Annotated in this window: 17 protein-coding genes; 10 read left to right on the forward strand and 7 right to left on the reverse strand. The window is 69.6% G+C overall.

The genetic code is table 11. The features are described 5' to 3' along the window. The first annotated feature begins 334 nt into the window (after positions 1–334). Both ACSYGO_RS45105 and ACSYGO_RS45110 read left to right on the forward strand, forming a co-directional pair. On the forward strand, positions 335–910 hold the full coding sequence (locus tag ACSYGO_RS45105) for a hypothetical protein (protein ID WP_460390433.1): 576 nt from the start codon (positions 335–337) through the stop codon (positions 908–910). Positions 911–1385: 475 nt separating this feature from the next. Beyond that, on the forward strand, positions 1386–2975 hold the full coding sequence (locus ACSYGO_RS45110) for a hypothetical protein (protein ID WP_460390307.1): 1590 nt from the start codon (positions 1386–1388) through the stop codon (positions 2973–2975). A gap of 204 nt (positions 2976–3179) precedes the next feature. Here the strand turns inward: ACSYGO_RS45110 and ACSYGO_RS45115 are convergent, their stop codons facing one another. Continuing rightward, positions 3180–4181 (reverse strand): AraC family transcriptional regulator, encoded by a 1002-nt coding sequence (locus ACSYGO_RS45115; protein WP_460390308.1) that lies wholly within the window; start codon positions 4179–4181, stop codon positions 3180–3182. A 198-nt stretch (positions 4182–4379) separates the two neighbouring features. On the opposite strand from ACSYGO_RS45115, the gene ACSYGO_RS45120 reads away from it, so the two are divergent. Together ACSYGO_RS45120 and ACSYGO_RS45125 are read left to right on the forward strand one after the other, a co-directional pair. Next, positions 4380–5213 carry an oxidoreductase gene (locus ACSYGO_RS45120; protein WP_432173069.1) on the forward strand — a complete coding sequence of 278 codons (834 nt, stop codon included), beginning with the start codon at positions 4380–4382 and terminating at the stop codon, positions 5211–5213. Between the two features lie 225 nt (positions 5214–5438). Continuing rightward, a complete protein-coding gene (locus ACSYGO_RS45125) occupies positions 5439–6113 on the forward strand; it encodes an NAD-dependent epimerase/dehydratase family protein (RefSeq protein WP_460390309.1) in 675 nt (224 codons plus the stop codon). Between the two features lie 276 nt (positions 6114–6389). Here ACSYGO_RS45125 and ACSYGO_RS45130 read toward each other — a convergent pair whose 3' ends face one another. The 3 genes from ACSYGO_RS45130 to ACSYGO_RS45140 all read right to left on the reverse strand — a co-directional run bounded on the left by ACSYGO_RS45130 (position 6390) and on the right by ACSYGO_RS45140 (position 9196). After that, positions 6390–7484 (reverse strand): PP2C family protein-serine/threonine phosphatase, encoded by a 1095-nt coding sequence (locus ACSYGO_RS45130; protein ID WP_460390310.1) that lies wholly within the window; start codon positions 7482–7484, stop codon positions 6390–6392. Positions 7485–8320: 836 nt separating this feature from the next. Then, a complete protein-coding gene (locus tag ACSYGO_RS45135) occupies positions 8321–8770 on the reverse strand; it encodes an SRPBCC family protein (protein ID WP_426678978.1) in 450 nt (149 codons plus the stop codon). 9 nt (positions 8771–8779) lie between these two features. Next, positions 8780–9196 carry an SRPBCC family protein gene (locus ACSYGO_RS45140; RefSeq protein WP_460390311.1) on the reverse strand — a complete coding sequence of 139 codons (417 nt, stop codon included), beginning with the start codon at positions 9194–9196 and terminating at the stop codon, positions 8780–8782. Between the two features lie 104 nt (positions 9197–9300). Between ACSYGO_RS45140 and ACSYGO_RS45145 the strand changes: the two genes are divergently transcribed. Beyond that, the gene (locus ACSYGO_RS45145; protein ID WP_432173075.1) at positions 9301–9612 is read left to right on the forward strand and encodes an ArsR/SmtB family transcription factor; all 312 of its coding nucleotides are present in this window, start codon (positions 9301–9303) and stop codon (positions 9610–9612) included. Next, a complete protein-coding gene (locus ACSYGO_RS45150; protein WP_435229349.1) occupies positions 9609–10085 on the forward strand; it encodes an SRPBCC family protein in 477 nt (158 codons plus the stop codon). The genes ACSYGO_RS45145 and ACSYGO_RS45150 overlap by 4 nt, the downstream gene beginning before the upstream one ends. A 172-nt stretch (positions 10086–10257) precedes the next feature. On the opposite strand, the gene ACSYGO_RS45155 is transcribed toward ACSYGO_RS45150, so the two are convergent. Next, a complete protein-coding gene (locus tag ACSYGO_RS45155; RefSeq protein ID WP_426678974.1) occupies positions 10258–11949 on the reverse strand; it encodes an acetolactate synthase large subunit in 1692 nt (563 codons plus the stop codon). A gap of 177 nt (positions 11950–12126) precedes the next feature. On the opposite strand from ACSYGO_RS45155, the gene ACSYGO_RS45160 reads away from it, so the two are divergent. The 3 genes from ACSYGO_RS45160 (at position 12127) to ACSYGO_RS45170 (ending at position 14838) form a co-directional block, all read left to right on the forward strand. Continuing rightward, a complete protein-coding gene (locus tag ACSYGO_RS45160; RefSeq protein WP_432188125.1) occupies positions 12127–12864 on the forward strand; it encodes a flavodoxin family protein in 738 nt (245 codons plus the stop codon). A gap of 151 nt (positions 12865–13015) precedes the next feature. Next, complete coding sequence (locus ACSYGO_RS45165) at positions 13016–14332, forward strand: molybdopterin-dependent oxidoreductase (RefSeq protein WP_460390312.1); 1317 nt, start codon at positions 13016–13018, stop codon at positions 14330–14332. A 2-nt stretch (positions 14333–14334) separates the two neighbouring features. After that, on the forward strand, positions 14335–14838 hold the full coding sequence (locus ACSYGO_RS45170) for a hypothetical protein (RefSeq protein ID WP_460390435.1): 504 nt from the start codon (positions 14335–14337) through the stop codon (positions 14836–14838). Positions 14839–14995: 157 nt separating this feature from the next. On the opposite strand, the gene ACSYGO_RS45175 is transcribed toward ACSYGO_RS45170, so the two are convergent. Both ACSYGO_RS45175 and ACSYGO_RS45180 read right to left on the reverse strand, forming a co-directional pair. After that, on the reverse strand, positions 14996–15952 hold the full coding sequence (locus tag ACSYGO_RS45175) for a sigma-70 family RNA polymerase sigma factor (RefSeq protein WP_435229339.1): 957 nt from the start codon (positions 15950–15952) through the stop codon (positions 14996–14998). Between the two features lie 29 nt (positions 15953–15981). Next, a complete protein-coding gene (locus ACSYGO_RS45180; protein WP_460390313.1) occupies positions 15982–17193 on the reverse strand; it encodes an NAD(P)/FAD-dependent oxidoreductase in 1212 nt (403 codons plus the stop codon). A gap of 284 nt (positions 17194–17477) precedes the next feature. Between ACSYGO_RS45180 and ACSYGO_RS45185 the strand changes: the two genes are divergently transcribed. Further along, entirely contained in the window at positions 17478–18101 is a 624-nt protein-coding gene (locus ACSYGO_RS45185) for a hypothetical protein (protein ID WP_432173082.1), read from the forward strand. Positions 18102–18343: the final 242 nt, after the last annotated feature.

Raw genomic sequence — 18343 nt, forward strand, 5'->3', positions numbered from 1 at the left:
TCGTGCGGCCGTATGCGCGATCCATCCCAGACAACCGCTACGAAGCCCGTGGCTCCTGCACGTGAAGGTCAGGAAAGAGGGCAGCAAACAACAGACAGAGATCTCGGCCCTGAACAGGCAGGGTTGCCAACGCCTTTGATACCAAGCAGGGCTCCGCTGCAGATACCCCTACGCTCCTGCCGGTTCCTCCTCCGTGAGCGCGAGGATCGGCTCAAGGGCGTGGTGCACCACGACGCCGCTTCTCTGGGCAACGTCGTCCAGATGTCGGGGTCTTGCCACAGAACCACGCCGTGTATGGGGCGCCCGCCCTGCGGTGCGTAACGTGTCCGGCGTGATGAAACGGGGAATCAAGCTGGCGGCGGTTTCGGGCATAGTGGTGCTGGCCCTGACGGGGTTCTCGACCGGGCGGGGGCACGGACACTCGCGGGGGCACAGCAGCGGCGGGGGCGGATGCAGCAGTTCCTCCCAGGACCACGACAGTTCGTCGAACTCGTCGACGTCCGGGGGCGGGAGCTCCGGATCCACCTACAGCGATGACGACGACGTGTACGGCACCTCGTCGGGCGGCAGCGGCTACACGCGGCGGCCCCATCACCGCTCCACGCCGTCGCCGTCCGCGACCGGCAACACGAAGTCGCCGCAGAATGGAACCGTGCGCCTGATCAAGTGCGCGGACGCGACAACGCCGTACGCCACCGTCCAGGTCAGCAACCCCAACAGCAAGTCCATGCGGTTCGACGTCCACGTCGCCTTCCTCGACGTCAACGGCGGCACGGTAGAGGCTCTCTTCCACGAGGTCCAGGTGCCCGCCAAGGGCACGGTGACCGCAAAGGTGCCGGTCGGCGGCGACGACTTGGCCACCGAGGTGGACCGCTGCGACGTCGACCCCGACGCCCTCGTACAGGTCTGACTCCTACGGAACCCGGTAGCCACCCGGAGCACGGCAGCCGAACAGCTCGGCCTGCCGCCAGTGAGGCGGGTTCGCCAGGGCGATCAACAGGGCCGGACGGCTCACTGGTCGAACACGACGGCTTCCAGCAACGGTAGCGGCAGGAACGGTCCCTTCGATCGGCAGGTGCACCTCGACAAGCACATCGCCGGTAGCACGCCGAACGCGATGCGAGGCCCGTGCGGAGAGCCCGTGGGGTACTCCGAAACGTGCAGAACGGCACCATGGTCTCGGCGACGTCAAGCCATTGGTGGGCAGCCGCACGCGGCCGTGGTCGGCTGTCGATGACAAGGCGAGTCCGCGCCCTGGCTCGCTTCGGCACGCGTGCCCCGTGGATCCGTTCCCGATCACGTACGCGGATGAGTCGATTCCCTCGGAAGACCGCAGGAAAGCGCCGGGCCTGGCAGACTGTGCGCCACCTTGGGGGGAGGTTGTCGTGCCGGATGAGTTGACCGTCTGTCGGATACTCGGGGACCAGCCGTTCGCCGAGATCGGCCGGCCCGTGTGGGCGGTGGCCGACACACGTCACGGCTGCGTCATTGCGGCCGGTGACCTCGGGCACGTCATGTGGCGCGGTACGGGCCACTGGCTCGGCCACCGGATCGGCGTGTACGAGGCCGGGACCCTTCGTCCGCGCCACGTCGTCGCCTCCCGCTACTCCGTATGTGCCATCGAGCCGCACCCAGAGCTGCCGCTCGTCGCCGTCGGCACGGGCCGCTACGACGGCTCGTGGGACTTCCAGGGACAGCTGCTCCTGCTGCACCTGGAGACCGGGCGTGTGACGAACCTGCTGAGCAAGAGCCGCCAAGTGCGCCACCTGCGCTGGCTGGAGGACGGCAGGCTCGCGATGCTGCTCTCTCCGGAGGACAAGGACGGCGGCTTCCGCAAGGGCTTCGAGCTGGCCGTCGCGGTGGACGACTGGCTGTCGGCTCCGTCCGGTCTGGTCGACCCCGACGACACACGCCACCCGATGGTCGAGAGCGGGCTCCTTTACGACCCGGGTGTGGAGGACACCCTCGCACGGCTGACGGATGGCCGTTGGCGGCGGCGGGGGGAGGTGCGGGACCTGGCGGTGCTGACCGACGGCCGGGTGCTCGCCACCGGGCGGCACACGGACCTCGAATGCTGGGATCCGTCGGGCGCGATGAGGTGGGTTCTTCCTCCGGAGGGGGAGGGGAGCGTCCGGGTCGCGGCGACCTCGGACGAGGAGTCGGCGTGGGTGACGTACCAGGGCTACCGGCGCGACGAGGCGACGGGCCGACTGGTCGATCGCGCGACCACTGTGCGGCGGATATCGACGGCGGACGGCGGTGTGCTGGACTGCGTGGACGTGCCGTCGGTCCCCGCACTGTGCGCCGCGGACGACGGCTGGCTCGCCCTGCGCCCGCAAGGCCGCGACGCTCACGCCGCGCAGTTGCTCGCCCCCACGCACCAGGAGGCGGCACGCCTCGACCTCGCCCCCAGCCGCTCCAACTCCCCGGCGTTGCACGTCAAACACAGCACACGTCTGCTGTATGTGGATGGCCCCGGCCCGGACGACGACGCGCCGTGGATCCACGCGATCGATCCTCCAGGCGCCCACGGCCCCGCCGCCCTGCGCGCCCTCTTCCCCTTGCGCTGGGACCCGGCGTCCGCACTCCAGCCCTGGTACGGCCCCGCCGTCGAGCTGACACACACCCTCGTCCACGCGGGCCGTTCGTACGAACGGGGCGCCACCTATACGGACTCCCGGGAGGGCACGTACGTCGTGAGCCGCCGGCTGCCGGACGGAGTGGCACGTTGGGTGTACGGCACCGACAAGCCGCTCGCCGATCTCGACGGGGACGAGCGGAGGATGTTCGTCGTGTATGTCACCGGTGAGGTGGAGACCCTGGACACGGCGACGGGTGAGGTGCGATCCCGGCACACCCTGCGCGCGCACGGCCACCCGGTCACACCGGTGTCCGCCGCGTACCGGGCGGAGCAACGGCGGCTGGTCGTGGGGACGGTGGACGGGCGGATCCTGGACTGCTCGGTCCCGGATTGAATGGGTCGGTAGAAACCGCCCGCCACTACGACGTGCCGACTGCCGGCATGGGTCTCCTCAAGAGGCTTCGACGGACGACCCAAGGGTGAGGGGGCGGGCCGGCTGCGGCGGACGAGCCACCGGGTGCACGGTCATGGTCCGGTCCGACCGGAGTGTGACCGGTGTGCGATCCCCGCCGCCGGGGGGCGAGCGTCGGTGCAGCGCTCACGCAGTGGTGAGGCGGCCGCCGGTGCGTGCGGCTTCCGGAGTGAGTCCGGTCCAGCGGCGGAAGGCCCGGTAGAAGGAGTTGGTGTCGTCGTAGGCGAGGAGGTAGGCGACCTGGGAGATGGTGAGGGATCGGTCTGCCAGGTAGCGGCGGGCGAGCTTCTCCCTGGTGTCGCTGAGGACGGCCTGGTAGCTGGTGTCCTCTGCTTGAAGTTGTCGCTGGAGCGTGCGGGGGCTGAGCATGAGCTGGCCGGCGACGGCGTTGATCGAACTCTCACCGGCGGGCAGGCACTCGTGGAGCGCGGCACGCACCCGATCGGCCGCGGTGGCGGACGCTTCGAGTTCGGACAGGCGGCGGCGCAGCTCTGGTGCGAAGAAGTTCCACATGGACTCGTCCTCGGTGAGGAACGGCAGCGAGGCGTCCTCGGCGGAGAAGGTGACGGCGTCGGCCTTCCCCTCGCGGATCTGCGTGCCGAAGTAGGAGGTCGTCGCGGGTGAAGGCTGCGGAGCCTGGCGCATGGCGACGCGGGTCGGGTTCACCTCGCGCCGCGTGCCCATGCGTGCCAGTGCTGCCCAGAACGCGAGTTCGGTGGCGACCAGCAGCGGGGGTGGCGTAGGCCCCCCGGGCCAGTGGAATGCGATCGTCAGCCCGGTGTGGTCGACGGTGACGCCGAGGTTCACCGGGCCGATGAGCGGCTTGAACTCGGCAATACGCTCAGCCGCGGTGCGCAGATTCGCACTGCACAGTGCCGCGAAGATCGGCGGGTTGAACGCCTCGACCGACAGCGTGCGCCCGATCCTCGCCGCCAGGTCGGGATCTGCCGCCTCGGCGTCCAGCGCGACCCAGAACCGGTAGTACTCCTCGGTCGTCATCGTGACCGGACCGTGCGCGAAGACGCCGGCCGGAAGCTGCGCCCGCCGCAGCACACGGGCGAGCGAGATCCCGAGGTCGTGCAGGAGCGCACGGGTACCCGGGTCCAGGGTGAACCGCTCTGATGCCATCCCTTCAGGGTAGTTCCCCGCATGCAGGGGTGGGGATGCCGCATGCGCCATTGGACACGCAGAAGACGCCACAACGCGGTGGCGTGAACGGCAAGAAGACAGGCGTCATTCGCTAGTTCTTCGTCGGGGTTGTCCGCCTAGCGTGGAAGCCACGGACCACCGCAGCGGTGGGCACGACGAAGCATGATGAGGACTCCCATGACCACCACCAAGACCGCCCTCGTGACCGGTGCCTCCTCCGGCATCGGCGAAGCGACCGCCCTCAAGCTGATCAGCCTGGGCTACACCGTCTACGGAGCGGCCCGCCGCACCGACCGCCTGCACCAACTCGCCGAACACGGCCTGCGCCCGCTGGCGATGGACGTCACCGACGACGACTCCATGCGCAGCGGAGTCGACCGCGTCATCTCCGAGACCGGGCGCATCGACGTCCTGGTCAACAACGCCGGTTACGGCTCGTACGGCGCCCTGGAGGACGTCTCGCAGGACGAGGCCCGCCGCCAGTTCGACGTCAACGTCTTCGGCGCCGTCCGCCTGATCCAGATGACCCTGCCTCACATGCGTGCCCAGCGCAGCGGGACGGTCGTCAACGTCACCTCGATGGGCGGGAAGATCTACACCCCGCTCGGCGGCTGGTACCACGGCACCAAGTTCGCCCTCGAAGCCCTCAGCGACTGCCTGCGCATCGAGGTCAAGCCCTTCGGCATCGACGTCGTCGTCATCGAACCCGGCGGCATCGCCACCGAGTGGGGCGCCATCGCCGCAGACCAGCTGGAGAAGTCGTCCGCCGCGGGTGCCTACTCCGGCCAGGCCGAGGCCGTCGCCGCCTCCCTGCGCTCCGAGACCATGGCCAAGCGGCTCTCCCCGCCCACCGTCATCGCCGACGCCATCGGCAAGGCCGTCACGGCCCGCCGTCCCAAGCCCCGCTATGCCACCGGCTTCGGCGCACGCCCCCTCATCGGCCTACGACGCCTCCTCCCCGACCGCGCCTTCGACGCCCTGATGTCCCGGTCCATGGGCCTTCCCCGCTGATCCCCCGGGGAAGAGCCGCCAAGAGCGGCCGCGTGTGCGATCCGGCGCCCCTCCGGACCATGGCGGACGAGCCCAGAGGGGCGTCCCGCTTCCTCGCCGCGCTCTCGGCCAGGCCCTGCGGCCCACAGGGTGGCCCGGACCGTGGCGATGGCCGCGTCTCGACCTAGGATCACTCTTCCCACCGACACGCGCCCCCGGGCACACCCCTCATCACCAGGAGAACTCGTGCGAGTCATCGTCTTCGGAGCGTCCGGAATGGTCGGGCACGGCGCCCTGCACGCCTCCCTGCGGGACGACGCGGTCACCGAAGTCCTCGCCGTCGTCCGAAGCCCCCTGGACATGGCCCACCCCAAGCTGCGACAGATCGTCCACGCCGACTTCACCGACTACACCGCGATCCAGGACCAACTCGTCGGCCTGGACGCCTGCTTCTACTGCCTCGGCGTCTCCGCCGTCGGCCGCACGGAGGCCGAGTACACCCGCGTCACCTACGACTACGCCCTGGCCGCCGCACGCACCCTGATCGCTGTCAGCCCGACCCTGACCTTCGTGTACGTCTCCGGCGAGGGCACCGACCCCACCGGAAGGAGCCGTCAGATGTGGGCCCGCGTCAAGGGCCGTACCGAGAGCGACCTGCAGGCACTGCCCATGACCGCCTACATGTTCCGTCCCGGCTTCATCCAGCCGGTCGACGGCGCTGTCTCCCGGACCCCGCTCTACCGCGGGCTCTACCGGGCCACCGCAGTCATCCACCCGCTGCTCAAGCGCCTCTTTCCCCGGCACATCACGACCACGGACGCCGTCGGCCGCGCCATGCTCGCGGTAGCCGGGGCGGACAGCAATGCTCCCAGCGTCCTGCGCAACCCCGACATCAACCACCTCGCCACCGCAAAGGGATAGCCCACCGTTCCCGCGCCCTGATCTTCTACGCCGAAGGTCGGCTCCCGCCCTCGCGGCTGCGACGGCCGCGGCCTGTCCTGCCGGCCTCTCCTCGTCCTCGGCCTGCATCATCTGCACAGCGGTCCGCTGCAGCCGGTTGATGGGGGGCGCTCCTGACCATCGACCGCCGGCTGCCCGGCGTCGTCGTCAGTGGCCGCACCGGCCAGGACCTGGTCCCTGGACAAGACCGTGGCCACCTGCGCCGGCCGGGTCCTCAAGGCCTGTGCCGGACGGGAATCAGTTCACGCCGACGTCAACGCGGTGGTCGGGAGTATGCGTGATAGCCAGGAGTGCCATGTCGTCGGTTCTCCGGCCACCGGTGTGCGTGTGAACGTCGGCCAGCACGGCGTCGAGGAGCGCATCCGGACCGGCATACCGAGACGCGGCGAACCTGTCGACAGGTTCGTAGAAGACGCCGTTCTCGTCACGAGCTTCCGTGAGTCCGTCGGTGTAGAGGAGCAGGGTGGCCCCTTCGGGGAACGTCACCGTATCGACGCACACCGGGCTGGTGGCCAGAGCGGCCATGCCCAGGGGCAATGCAGGCTCACTGGGCTCGACGTATCGCACGGTGTCTGCCAGGAACAGCACGGGTGGCGGGTGGCCGCGGTTGACCAGGCGGACTTCGCCTCCATGCGGGGGGACTTCCGCCACCACGCCCGTGATGAACCCTTCGAGCTCGGTCAGGTTCCCCGACTGCTGGGCCTCCACAGCGACGGATCGCTCCAGCCGTTCCACCAGCCCGGTCAGGCTGGGCTCCTGCAGGGCCGCCTCACGAAAGGTGCCGATGCCGGCCGCGACCGCCCTGACCGCTTCCAGCCCCTTGCCCCGCACATCGCCGATCACACAGCGCACGCCGAACGGCGTGTCCACCACGGTGTAGAGGTCCCCGCCGATCTGCGCGTCGCTCTGAGCGGCCTCATAGCGCGCAGCGAAACGCAGCGGACCGAGCACCTTCGGCGGATCCGGTAGGACGGCCCGCTGGACGGCGACGGCGATGTCGCGCGCAGACCGCAGCTGGGTCTGCAGGTGATACAGAAGACGATTGAGCAAGACCGCGATCGCGGCAACCGTCGCGACCATGGACAGCTCGCTGAGCTCGGTCGCACTTCCGTGGTAGCCGAAGTACCCGAACATCACCAGGTCGAGGAGGAACGCGGTCACCCCGGTGACGATGGTGCCGCGAAGGGACAGCAAAGGAGCGGCCGTCAGGATCGCCGCCGCGTAGAGAGCCGCAGCGCTGAGAGTGGGTGGCGTGAAGAAGTCGATCACGACGGCCGCGAACAGCAGAACGGCCGGCAGCAGCCGCCTCCACCTCCCCAGCCGCTGCCACACTCCCACCCTCGCCACGCATCGCTCCGAATGCCGACCGGTCTTCCTTTCAGCTCAGGTTAAGACCGCCCGCCGGCTGACCTGCCGCAATGCTCTTCGGCTCGCCCACAACGCGGTAGTCGTAACCCGAACGCCACACGCCCGGCTTGAAGGGTTGGGATGGGGGACTGGCGATCACCAACCGGCTCCGCCGCGCGGCTGGGCCCCGGCCCACCGTGTGACCGGCATCGACGTCATGCCCTCACTGCTCCCGGGCGCGGGCGCGGGCGGATTCGTGACGGAACCGGCTCAGCGCCCACCGGTCTGGCAGGCCGGGCACAGCTCATGTTGCCCGTCGTCGGTGACGACCGTTCCCCATCCCTTGCACACCTCGCAGTCCGCAGCCCGCGTCAGGTCGGCGTGGGGGACGGTGCTGGGCGCGCGGTCGGCTCCATCAGGCATAGGGCGGCGCCCTTCCATGATCAAGCGGCGAACCCGGATGGGCTCCTCGTCCACCACGGGTACCCTGCGACCGCGGCACATCACGCGGCCACCGCCACGGCAGGTGCGGTCAAGACGTGGCAGGGACCTTCGCATCGAGCCCGCGAGAGGCGACGAGATGTGCACTGCCGTCGGCCAGGCGGTGGCACAGGCCCACCATGGCAGCCTGGCCGGCGGCGACATCCTGGCCTCGCTCGCTGCCGGAGCGTGAGGGCTCGGCCGGCGACGCCGCCCATGCGCCTGTCCTCGCTCCCGTGGTGCGGGAGCCGACGGCTACCTGAGGAGCGGACGGTCGTGCGCCGAACCCGCCGCCATTGACCTGAGTCACCGGCTTCGAGGCGCCCGCTCGCCGGCGGGGATCACGTTCGCTGCTCCAGCAGCGCCTTGAGGGCCGCGAGGTCCTTGCGCTGCGCGCGGCGCATGGCGGTCGCCAACACTGTGGCGCCCAGGGAGGCGAATCCGCTGGGTTCGCCACGATTGCGCAGCGTCATGCGGGTGTGGTCCGCGGCCTCGCCGTGCGGCTCCCAGGTGTACGTGGTCTCCATGGGGAAGGGGCCCTCGGCCGTCCGCATCACCAGCCGCCGTCGGGGTTCGTACACGGTGATCTCGTACGTGTAGGCCAAACGCCTGCCGAGGAAGCGGGCGATGAACGCGACCTTGGAGCCGACCGTCATCGGCGGCGGGGTCCGCCATTCCACGGAAGCGATGTTGGCGTACCACTCCGGCGCGTGCGAGGGGTCGGCCGCGTAGTCGGCGACCCGTTCGCACGGGGCGGCGATCACGGCTTCGGTCAGGACGTCGACCTTCATCGAGGGCTCTCAGACGGTGAAGAAGGGGTTGGGCTTGCCGGTCTCGGCGTAGTCCTTCAGCCGGGTCATCAGGATGCCCCAGGTTTCGCTGATCATCGGGATCTCCGGCTCGCCCTCCGGGAAGCCGGAGTGGGCGAACGCCACCCGGGTGCCCTCGGGAGTGCCGGTCAGGTCCCAGGTGATGGTGGTGCCGGCCCAGTGGGGCGGGAAGGTGCCGACGTTCACCCAGACGACGCGGTTCTCGTCGGCCTGGTCGCGGCGGAGCTGGAAGGGCTCGGGAACGCCGGGGAAGTTGAAGTACAGGACTTCCTCCTTGCGGTTGACGTCGTTCGTCCACCAGCCGGTCAGGCCGTCGTGGGTGTTGAGCGCTTCCAGGACCGTGGACCGGTCGGTGGCGATGTCGGTGTCGTAGGTGATCGAGGTCATGGCGTGCTCCTGGTGGTGCTGGGCCCCCGTGCGGTTAATTAAGTGCAGACTAAAATAAGACACGCCGGAACGACAAGTTGCAGGCTGGACTAAAATTCGGGGGTATGGACGCGGTACAGGTGATCGCCGAACCCAGGCGGCGCGAGATTCTGCGGCTGGTCTGGGAGGACGAGCTGTCCGCGGGTGAGATCGCCGCCCGCTTCGAGGTCACCTTCGGCGCTGTCTCCCAGCACCTCAAGGTGCTGCGGGACACCGGTCTCGTTACGCTGCGCAAGGACGGGACGAAGCGGTTCTACCGGGCCGACCGGGAAGCGCTCGGACCGCTCGCCGACTACCTCCAGACCATGTGGGGCACGAAGCTCGACACTCTGGCCCGGCTCGCCGAAGAGGCCGAACGGAACGAGAGGCCCTCATGACGACCCCCGCGTCCCCTACGGACACCGTCACGTTGGAACGGCGCATCGCCGCCCGCCCCGAGACCGTCTTCGGCTTCTTCACCGACCGCGAGAAGTGGCTGTCCTGGATGGGCGCCGACGGAACGTTCTCGTTCGAACCAGGTGGCGCGTACCGAACCCGCGTCAGCGGGGAGAACGTCGCCTCCGGCCGCTTCCTCGTCGTGGACCCGCCCAGGCGGCTCGTCTTCACCTGGGGCTGGGAGAGCGGCGCCATGCCCGTCCCGCCCGGCTCCTCCACGGTGGAGATCACCCTTGAACCGACCGCGGACGGCACCCTGCTCCGCCTGGTCCACAGTGGTCTTCCGTCGCCGGAAGCCTGCGCGGCGCACGAGGAGGGCTGGCGCCACTACGTCACCCGCCTGGCAGTTCTCGCCGAGGGCGGCGACCCCGGCCCGGACGCCTGGATGGAGCAGCCGCAGCCGCCCGCGCACTGATCCAGGAGACGGTGGCGGAGACAGCGCGAAGCCGAACACCGCGACGTCGCCACCCAGAACCCGGCCCATGGCCGACATCGCGGCTACGCTCCCGATCCTCGCCATCCGTCCGGCTCTGGCTCGGCTGGCGGTCGGGCTGCGACACCGGAGGTCGGCCGGCCCTGGTCCGGGGTCAGAACGGGCCGTGGAGACCGCCCAGTCTGTCGGTCAGACGCAGGTTCTCGGAGTAGTCGACGGGGCAGGCGATCACGGAGACCCCGTCGTCGTCGAGGGCGCGGCGCAGCACCGGCAGAAGCTGCTCGGCAGCCTCGACCCGGTAGCCGCGCGCGCCGAAGCTCTCGGCATAGGCCACCAGGTCCGGGTTGGTGAACCGGGTGTGGCTGTGGCGGCCCAGTTCTAGTTCCATCTTCCAGGTGATCAGGCCGTATTCCTGGTCGACCAGGACGAGGACGACCAGCGGGATGCGCTCACGGACGGCCGTCTCCAGTTCTTGGGAGTTCATCAGGAACGAGCCGTCGCCCATCATCGCCAGGACGCGCCGGTCCGGCCGGGCCAGCTTCGCGGCGATAGCACCCGGCAGCGCGAACCCCATCGTGGACAGGCCGTTCGAGACCAGGCAGGTGTCCGGTTCATAGGTCGGATAGAGGCGGGACATCCACATCTTTCCGGCGCCGGTATCGGCGAGCACGATGTCGTGGCGGTCCAACGCGGTACGCACGTCGGTCACGACCCGCTGGGGCACCAGCGGGAAGGCGACGCTGTCGCGCCCGTACTGGAGCTCCTCGTCGAGCAGCGCACGGATCTTCTCGCTGCTTCCCGAGTCGTAGGTGAGTCCGTCGGGCAGTGCTGCCGCGAGTGCGTCCAGCGCCTGTGAGGGGTCGCCCACGACACCCACGGTGGCCGGGTAGTGGGCGTCCACCTCGGCGGGGAAGCGGTGGATGTGCACGATCCGCTTGTCGCCGTTCGGGTTGATCTTGACCGGGTCGAACTCCTGGATCTCGTAGCCCACGCAGAGCAGCGCGTCGGCTGCGTCGAAGCCGAAGTTGCCGTAGTCGTGGCGCATGAATCCGACCGCGCCGAGGGCGTTCGGGTGGTCGTCGGGGAAGACGCCCTTGCCGTGGAACGTGGTCGCGACCGGGATGCTCAGCTGCTCGGCGAACCGCACCAGGGCGGCAGAAGCCCCCGCTCTCGCGGCACCATGACCCGCCAGCACGACGGGGTGCCGGGCGGCCGCGAGCACCTCGGCGGCCCGTGCGATCTGGGAGGGCGAAGGCGCGTCGGCCCGAACCGCGTCGATCTGCAAGGGCTCCAGCGGCTCGGCGGGCCGCTCCGCTTCGATGTCCTCCGGTACCGCGAGGAACACGGCACCGGGTCGCTCGCTCTGCGCCGTCTTGAACGCCTTGCGCGTCATCTCCGGCACGGCGTCCGGACACTCGATACGGGCCGACCACTGAGTGACGGGGGCGAACATCGACACCAGGTCGATGACCTGGTGCGACTCCTTGTGGAGGCGGCGCAGGGAGCCCTGTGCGGCCAGGGCCACCATCGGCGCACTGTTGGTCATGGCGTCCGCGGTACCGAGCAACAGATTGATCGCGCCGGGCCCCAGCGTCGCCGAACACACCCCCGCCCGCCCGGTCAGCCGCCCGTAGATCTCGGCCATGAACGAGGCGGCCTGCTCGTGCCGCACCAGGATGTACCGGATCCCGGAGCCGTTCAGCGCGTCGACGAAGCGGATGTTCTCCTCACCAGGGATCCCGAAAACGTACTCCACGCCCTCGGCCCGCAGACAACGCACCAAGAGGTGCGCGACGTCCTCGACTGCTGCCATGTCCTGCGACTCGGTCGCTCCCTCGGTACCCATGAGACGAACGTAGGCACGGCCACCGGTCCCGGCCACTCGTCGGCAGCCGACCGGGGGCGCGGAACGCCGGGGCCATTCGGAGGCGTTGTGGTGGCGGCTGCCGCAGTCGACCTCCAGGCTGGGCGCAGTGGACGAGTCGCCGCGCACCGTGCGGCGACAGGGCTCCGGGAGGATCGTGTGACTACTTCGTCGCCTGCTGCCGACGCGCCGCCGGCCCGGTACGACGACCTACGTGCTCTAGTGTTCAACTGCACCCTGAAGCGCTCGCCGGAGACGAGCAACACCGAGGGACTGATCGACAGCAGCACCGCCATCCTGGACGCACAAGGAGTGCACGTCGACGTCGTACGGGCGGTGGACCACGACATCGCCACCGGCGTGTGGCCCGACATGAGGGAGCACGGCTGGGCGACCGACGCCTGGCCCGACCTCTACCAGCAGGTCCTGGCAGCCGACATCCTCGTGCTGGCCGGCCCCATCTGGCTGGGCGACAACAGCTCCGTGATGAAGCAGGTGATCGAACGCCTCTACGCATGCTCCAGCCTGCTCAACGAAGCCGGCCAGTACGCCTACTACGGCCGCGTCGGCGGCTGCCTGATCACCGGCAACGAGGACGGCGTCAAACACTGCGCCATGAACGTCCTCTACAGCCTCCAGCACCTGGGCTACACCATCCCGCCCCAGGCCGACGCCGGATGGATCGGCGAGGCCGGTCCCGGCCCCTCCTACCTCGACCCCGGCTCGGGCGGCCCGGAGAACGACTTCACCAACCGCAACACCACCTTCATGACCTGGAACCTGCTGCACCTGGCACGGGCGCTGAAGGACCTCGGCGGCATCCCCGCCTACGGCAACCAGCGCACCGCCTGGGACGCCGGCTGCCGCCACGACTACGAAAACCCCGAGCACCGGTAGCGAGATGCCGAGGGCAAGTGGCGGACGGCCGTCGGGCTCGGCCCCACGCGGTGGGTCGGCGCGCCGGCGACCGGACGAGCGGCGCGCACGAGAGCGGCTGAGGCGCGCACGGGAGCAGCTGAGGCGTGTGCGGGCCGGTGGGGCGGCCGCGGTGACGTCGGCCGCCGCACGTACCCGTACGGCGGCGCAGCGCGTCAGCAAGGTGCCCGCGCCCCCGGGGCCGTTCCGGCCGGGATTCTGGCGCAGTCCGATCCGCGGGCCCTGGCTGACGTCGGTGTTCGGACTGGTGCTCCTGATCTGTATTCCGCTGCTGTTCGTCACCGGACTGCTGTCCTACGCCTCCTACAACCCCGGCCTGAGCCCCCTCAATGACAAGACTCCCGACAAGGGCGTCCTGGGCTTCTACCTCTTCAGCTGGCCCACGCACCCGTACTGGCTCTACCGGCTGATCCAAGGCGTCCATGTGACGTTGGGCGTGATCCTCGTCCCGGTCCTGCTGGCCAAGCTGTGGTCGGTCATCCCGAAGCTCTTCGCATGGCTGCCCGTGCGCTCCGTCGCTCACGGACTCGAGCGGCTGTCCCTGCTGATGCTGGTCGGCGGCGTCATCTTCGAATTCGTCACCGGCATCCTCAACATCCAGCTCTACTACGTCTTCCCGGGCTCCTTCTATCGCCTGCACTTCTACGGCGCTTGGGTGTTCATCGCCGCCTTCGTCGTCCACGTGTGCCTCAAACTCGGCCTGATGACACGGGCCCTGCGCTCGCGCAGTCTGAGCGCCGAGCTGCGCACCGACCTCGCCCACACCGTGCCCGAACCACCGGACCCCGACGGCCTGGTGGCAGCTGCCCCCGCTCGGCCGACGATGACCCGCCGCGGCGCGCTGGGCACGGTGGGCGCGGGATCGCTGCTCCTCCTCGCCGTGACCGCCGGACAGAGCATCGGCGGCCGGCTGCGCGGCACCGCGCTGCTCGCACCACACAATCGTGACCCCGGCAGCGGCCCGAACGGCTTCCAGATCAACAAGACGGCGGCGAAGGTCGGCGTCACCCCCGCCATGGTCGGCCCCAGCTGGCGGCTGGAGGTGCACGGACGCGGAGCGCCGCAGGTGTTCACACGCGAGCAGCTTCTGACGATGCCCCACCACGCCGCCGCGCTGCCGATCGCCTGCGTGGAGGGCTGGTCCACCGACGACCAGAACTGGAGCGGCGTGCGGCTGGCCGAACTCGCCGCCCTGGCCGGCATGACCGACGCCGGAAGCGTCCTGGTCGAATCCGTCCAACCGCACGGCCCGTTCACCAAGGTGGTGCTACGGGGCAACCAGATCCGCGATTCCAGAGCGTTGCTCGCCCTCCGCGTCAACGGCGCGGACCTCTCGCTCGATCACGGCTACCCCGCCCGCGTCATCGTCCCGGCCAACCCCGGCGTGAACAACACCAAGTGGGTCCACCGACTCACCTTCAGGGCGTGATCATGACACGATTCGTCCGCTGGTACGGCTCAGGCCCTTTGCATCTGCTGGTCCTGATCGCCTCGTTCGCCCTCACCGGCTATGCCATGGTGCGCCTCTTCGCGGTCAGGCCGCTGGAGGTGGCGATCTGGTTCGTCGGCGCGGCCATCCTCCATGACCTCATTCTGCTGCCCCTGTACTCGCTGGCCGACCTGTCTGCCCTCTCCGTACTGCGTCATCGCACCGCCGACGGACCAGCAGTGGCGTGGATCAACTACCTGCGCGTCCCCGCCTTCCTGTCCGGCCTGCTCCTGCTGGTCTGGTTCCCTCTCGTCTTCCGGCTCGCCGTCCCCTACCCCGGTGACACCGGGCTCTCCGACAGCGTCTACCTCGGCCGATGGCTGGCGATCACCGGCGTGCTCTTCGTCGCCTCCGCAGTGGCCTTCGCGATCAGACTTCGCCGCGCACGGCGGGCCGACCGCGGCGACGAGGGCCTGCCCGCCACAGGTCACGGCACCACAGCATGACCGTCGACGAGGACAAGCCGTACGGCACCGAGCAGGACCCCTATGCGCCGGACCTGCGACCCGGCCGTGGACCGGTGCGTCTGCGGCTGGTCGACGGGGTTGGATCCGGATGCCCGCGCACCGCCGGCACAAGCAGCCCACAGCAGCTCATGTCGGGTCACCACTGGGCGATGAGTGGCGTGTCCGGTCCGTGTTGCCGCCAGGCTTCGGTGAGGCGGACGAGACGGGCAGGGGCGGCGATGCCGCGCACGGTTGCGATCTTGCCGCCAGCGATGTCGAACGTCACGGCACCGGTGACCCGATCGCCGAGCACGAAGAGCATGGCGGGAGCGCCGTTGACGACCGCGTAGTGGACGGCGGGCGTGCCGCCGGCAAGTCGCCGTTTCGCAGGTGTGGGCTTGAAGCCGGCCCGGGCGACGGCGGCGATGCGCTGCGCAGTGTCGAACCGCAGCAGCTTCTCGGTCAGGCCTGCGCCGTCGGAGATCGCGGTCGCGTCGTCGGTGAGCAGTGCCACCAGCCGCTCGGTGCGGCCCGAGGAGGCGGCGGCGAGGAATTCCTCGACGATCCTGCGGGCGGATGCCGGGTCGACTCCTTCTCCGCTACGGCGACGTGTGCCGGTGACGCGGTGCCGGGCCCGGTGGAGGTGCTGCTGGCTCGCGGACTCGGTCATGTCGAGGATCTCGGCGATCTCGGCATGGCTGTAGGAGAACGCCTCGCGCAGGACGTAGACGGCCCGCTCAAGGGGTGACAGGCGTTCCATGAGAGTCAGGACGGCGAGGGAGACGGATTCGCGCTGCTCGAACGTGTCGGCCGGGCCGAGCATCGGGTCGCCGTCCAGGAGCGGTTCGGGCAACCAGGCGCCGACGGCGCGTTCGCGGCGTGCCTGTGCCGAGCGGAGCCGGTCCAGGCACAGATTGGTGACGACCTTGGTCAGCCATGCCTCCGGCACTTTGATCCGCTGCCGGTCGGCGGCCTGCCACTGCAGGAACGCGTCCTGCACGGCGTCCTCGGCTTCGACGGCGGAGCCAAGCAGCCGGTACGCCAGCGAGGCCAGCCGGTTCCGGCTGGCCTCGAACCGACTGGTGTCGAAGCGATCAGTGGCGGTGCTGTCCACGCGGATCACCTTAGACGGACGCTGTTCGGCTACGCGACGGCCGTCTCGGCGGACGCATCCGGCACGGCGGGCATGGCCGGCGCGGCGGCCAGGCGGCGCTTGCGCTTGGGCATGCCGAACGTCGGGTGCGAGGTGGCCCACAGCGACATCTTGAGGATGCCTGCCTTGATCCGCACGGCCTTCCAACCGCCCACATACTTCGGCTTTGCCTGCCCATCGTCATCGACCATCTGCAGGATCCCGTCCCGCCGCCCGAGGCTGATGTGATTGCCCAGGTAGGCCAGCTTGGTGTTCACGATCTCGCGGCCGGTCAGACATCCCACGATCGCGGTCGTGGCCTGCATGCCGGTGTAGCCGGCCGACGCGCAGGACATCGGCAGCGGCCGGCCGTTGTCCCCGATGGCGTAGACGCTGTCGCCGGCGGCGTAGACGTTCGGGTGCGAGACCGACCGCATGGTGCGATCGACGACGATCCGGCCGTTCTCGGTGACCTCGAGCCCGCTCATGGCGGCGATCGGGCCGACCGCGAACCCGGCCGTCCACACGGTCGCGTCGGACGCCAGGGCGGTGCCGTCGGCGCACAGCACCCGCGCCGCTTCGACGGCTTCGACGCTGGTGTGCTCCAGGACGGTCATGCCCAGCCGGTCGCAGGCCTGGCGCAGATGGCGGCGGGCTCCGGCGGACAGCCGGGTGCCCAGCTCACCGCGGGCGATCAGCGTCACCGACAGGCCGGGCCGGGCTTCGGCGATCTCGGTCGCGGTCTCGATGCCGGTCAGCCCGTCTCCGACGACCCGCACATGTCCGCCTGCGCCCCGCCCGCTCAGGCCGTCCAGATGCTCACGCAGGCGAAGCGCGGAGGGCCGGTCGGCGACGTCGAAGGCGTGCTCGGCCACGCCAGGGACGCCGTGGTCGGCGCCGTGGCTGCCGAGTGCGTAGAGAAGCGTGTCGTAGCCGAGCTCGCCGTCGCCGTCGGCCACGTGGACGACCTGGCGCTCGGGGTCCACGGCGGTGACACGGGCCAGGCACAGCCGTATCCCCGTGCCCGCGAAGACGTCGGCGAGCTGCGGAGCCTCGATCTCCCGGCCGGCCGCGAGCTGGTGCAGCCGCAGCCGCTGGACGAAGTCCGGCTCGGCGTTGACCACGGTGATCTCGGTATCCGCCGGGGACAGCCGGCGGGCCAGGGTCCCGGCCACGTAGGACCCGGCGTAGCCGGCGCCGAGGACGACGATGCGGTGCTTCATGTGACGCTCCTGTCGGTTCGCTTGCTCCCGGTGACTTGAGCGGAACAGCGCCCCGATTCCTGACAGGAAATACATGTGGCACGGGTCACAGACCGCAGGAACGCCGCCCGACGATGCACAGGAGTCGAACGCTTCCACCGTCCGGTCGTCGGCGACCTCGTCCTCGCCTGCGAGCCCCTGGCCGCCGAACCCGGTCTCACTCACCATCTGAGTCCCGGCAACTGGGCGGCGCCCACACCGATCCCGGATCGGGCCGTGTCAGTGGCTGGTGACAGGATCCGGGGGTGCTGATCAAGGGATACGACGACGGCCCGCTGGTGGCGGGCGAATCGCTGCCGGCCCGTCCGGGCTTCTGGTCGAACTACCTGCTGGCGATGTGCAGTGACGGGGCGTGTGCCGAGCGTCCGGTTCCGGAGTGGTTCGGCGAAGACGGCGCCGATGTCGATGCCTTGTCCGAGGTCCTCTTCGATCCCGAACACTGGCCGGTCTTCCGGGTGCCGGCCGAAGAGGGGCCCGGAGTCGTGGTGATCTACCGCAACATGGTCGGCGACTACGGCACCGATTACCTCCTCACCCATCCAGGCAGGGCCTACGCCCAGCAGATCGCCAGCTGGGAAGGAGATTTCGCGGGGATGGGGCTGACGTGGCACGAACTGGTCCGCATCGCCGACCACCCGTCCCCGATGGCCGAAGGCGTCCAGGACACCGCCGCCCGTCTCCTGCTCGTCCTTCCCCTTCTCACCGACCTGGACCTGGACGAGGCGGCACCGGCGAGGCTCGCCGCCGCCCTGACCGCGGTCGGCGCGCCGCAGCACACCGCCTCCACCACGGCGGAGCACCTGCTTGCCCACCTCACGCGAAGATCCTGGCACGATCCCACCTGGGAGTCTCCGTTGAGCGGCAGCTGAAAGGGGAGTCGACCACCCGGACCGCTCCGTGGAACGATCTTGACAGCTATCCGCCACCGTCAATGAAACTGACGGCAAGGTGGAATCGAACGCGTCGGCGTCCGTCTCCGGGGCAGTGACGCTGTCCAAGCCGGCCTGGAAGGCTCGACCGGAAGATCGAACGACTGTGCAACGGATACTGACCGGGCGGGCGTTCGGCTGTGGCTGAGTGAGCGTTGGCGTCCAAGTTCGTCCGGCGGGGG

The sequence above is a fragment of the Streptomyces krungchingensis genome, assembly GCF_054729265.1.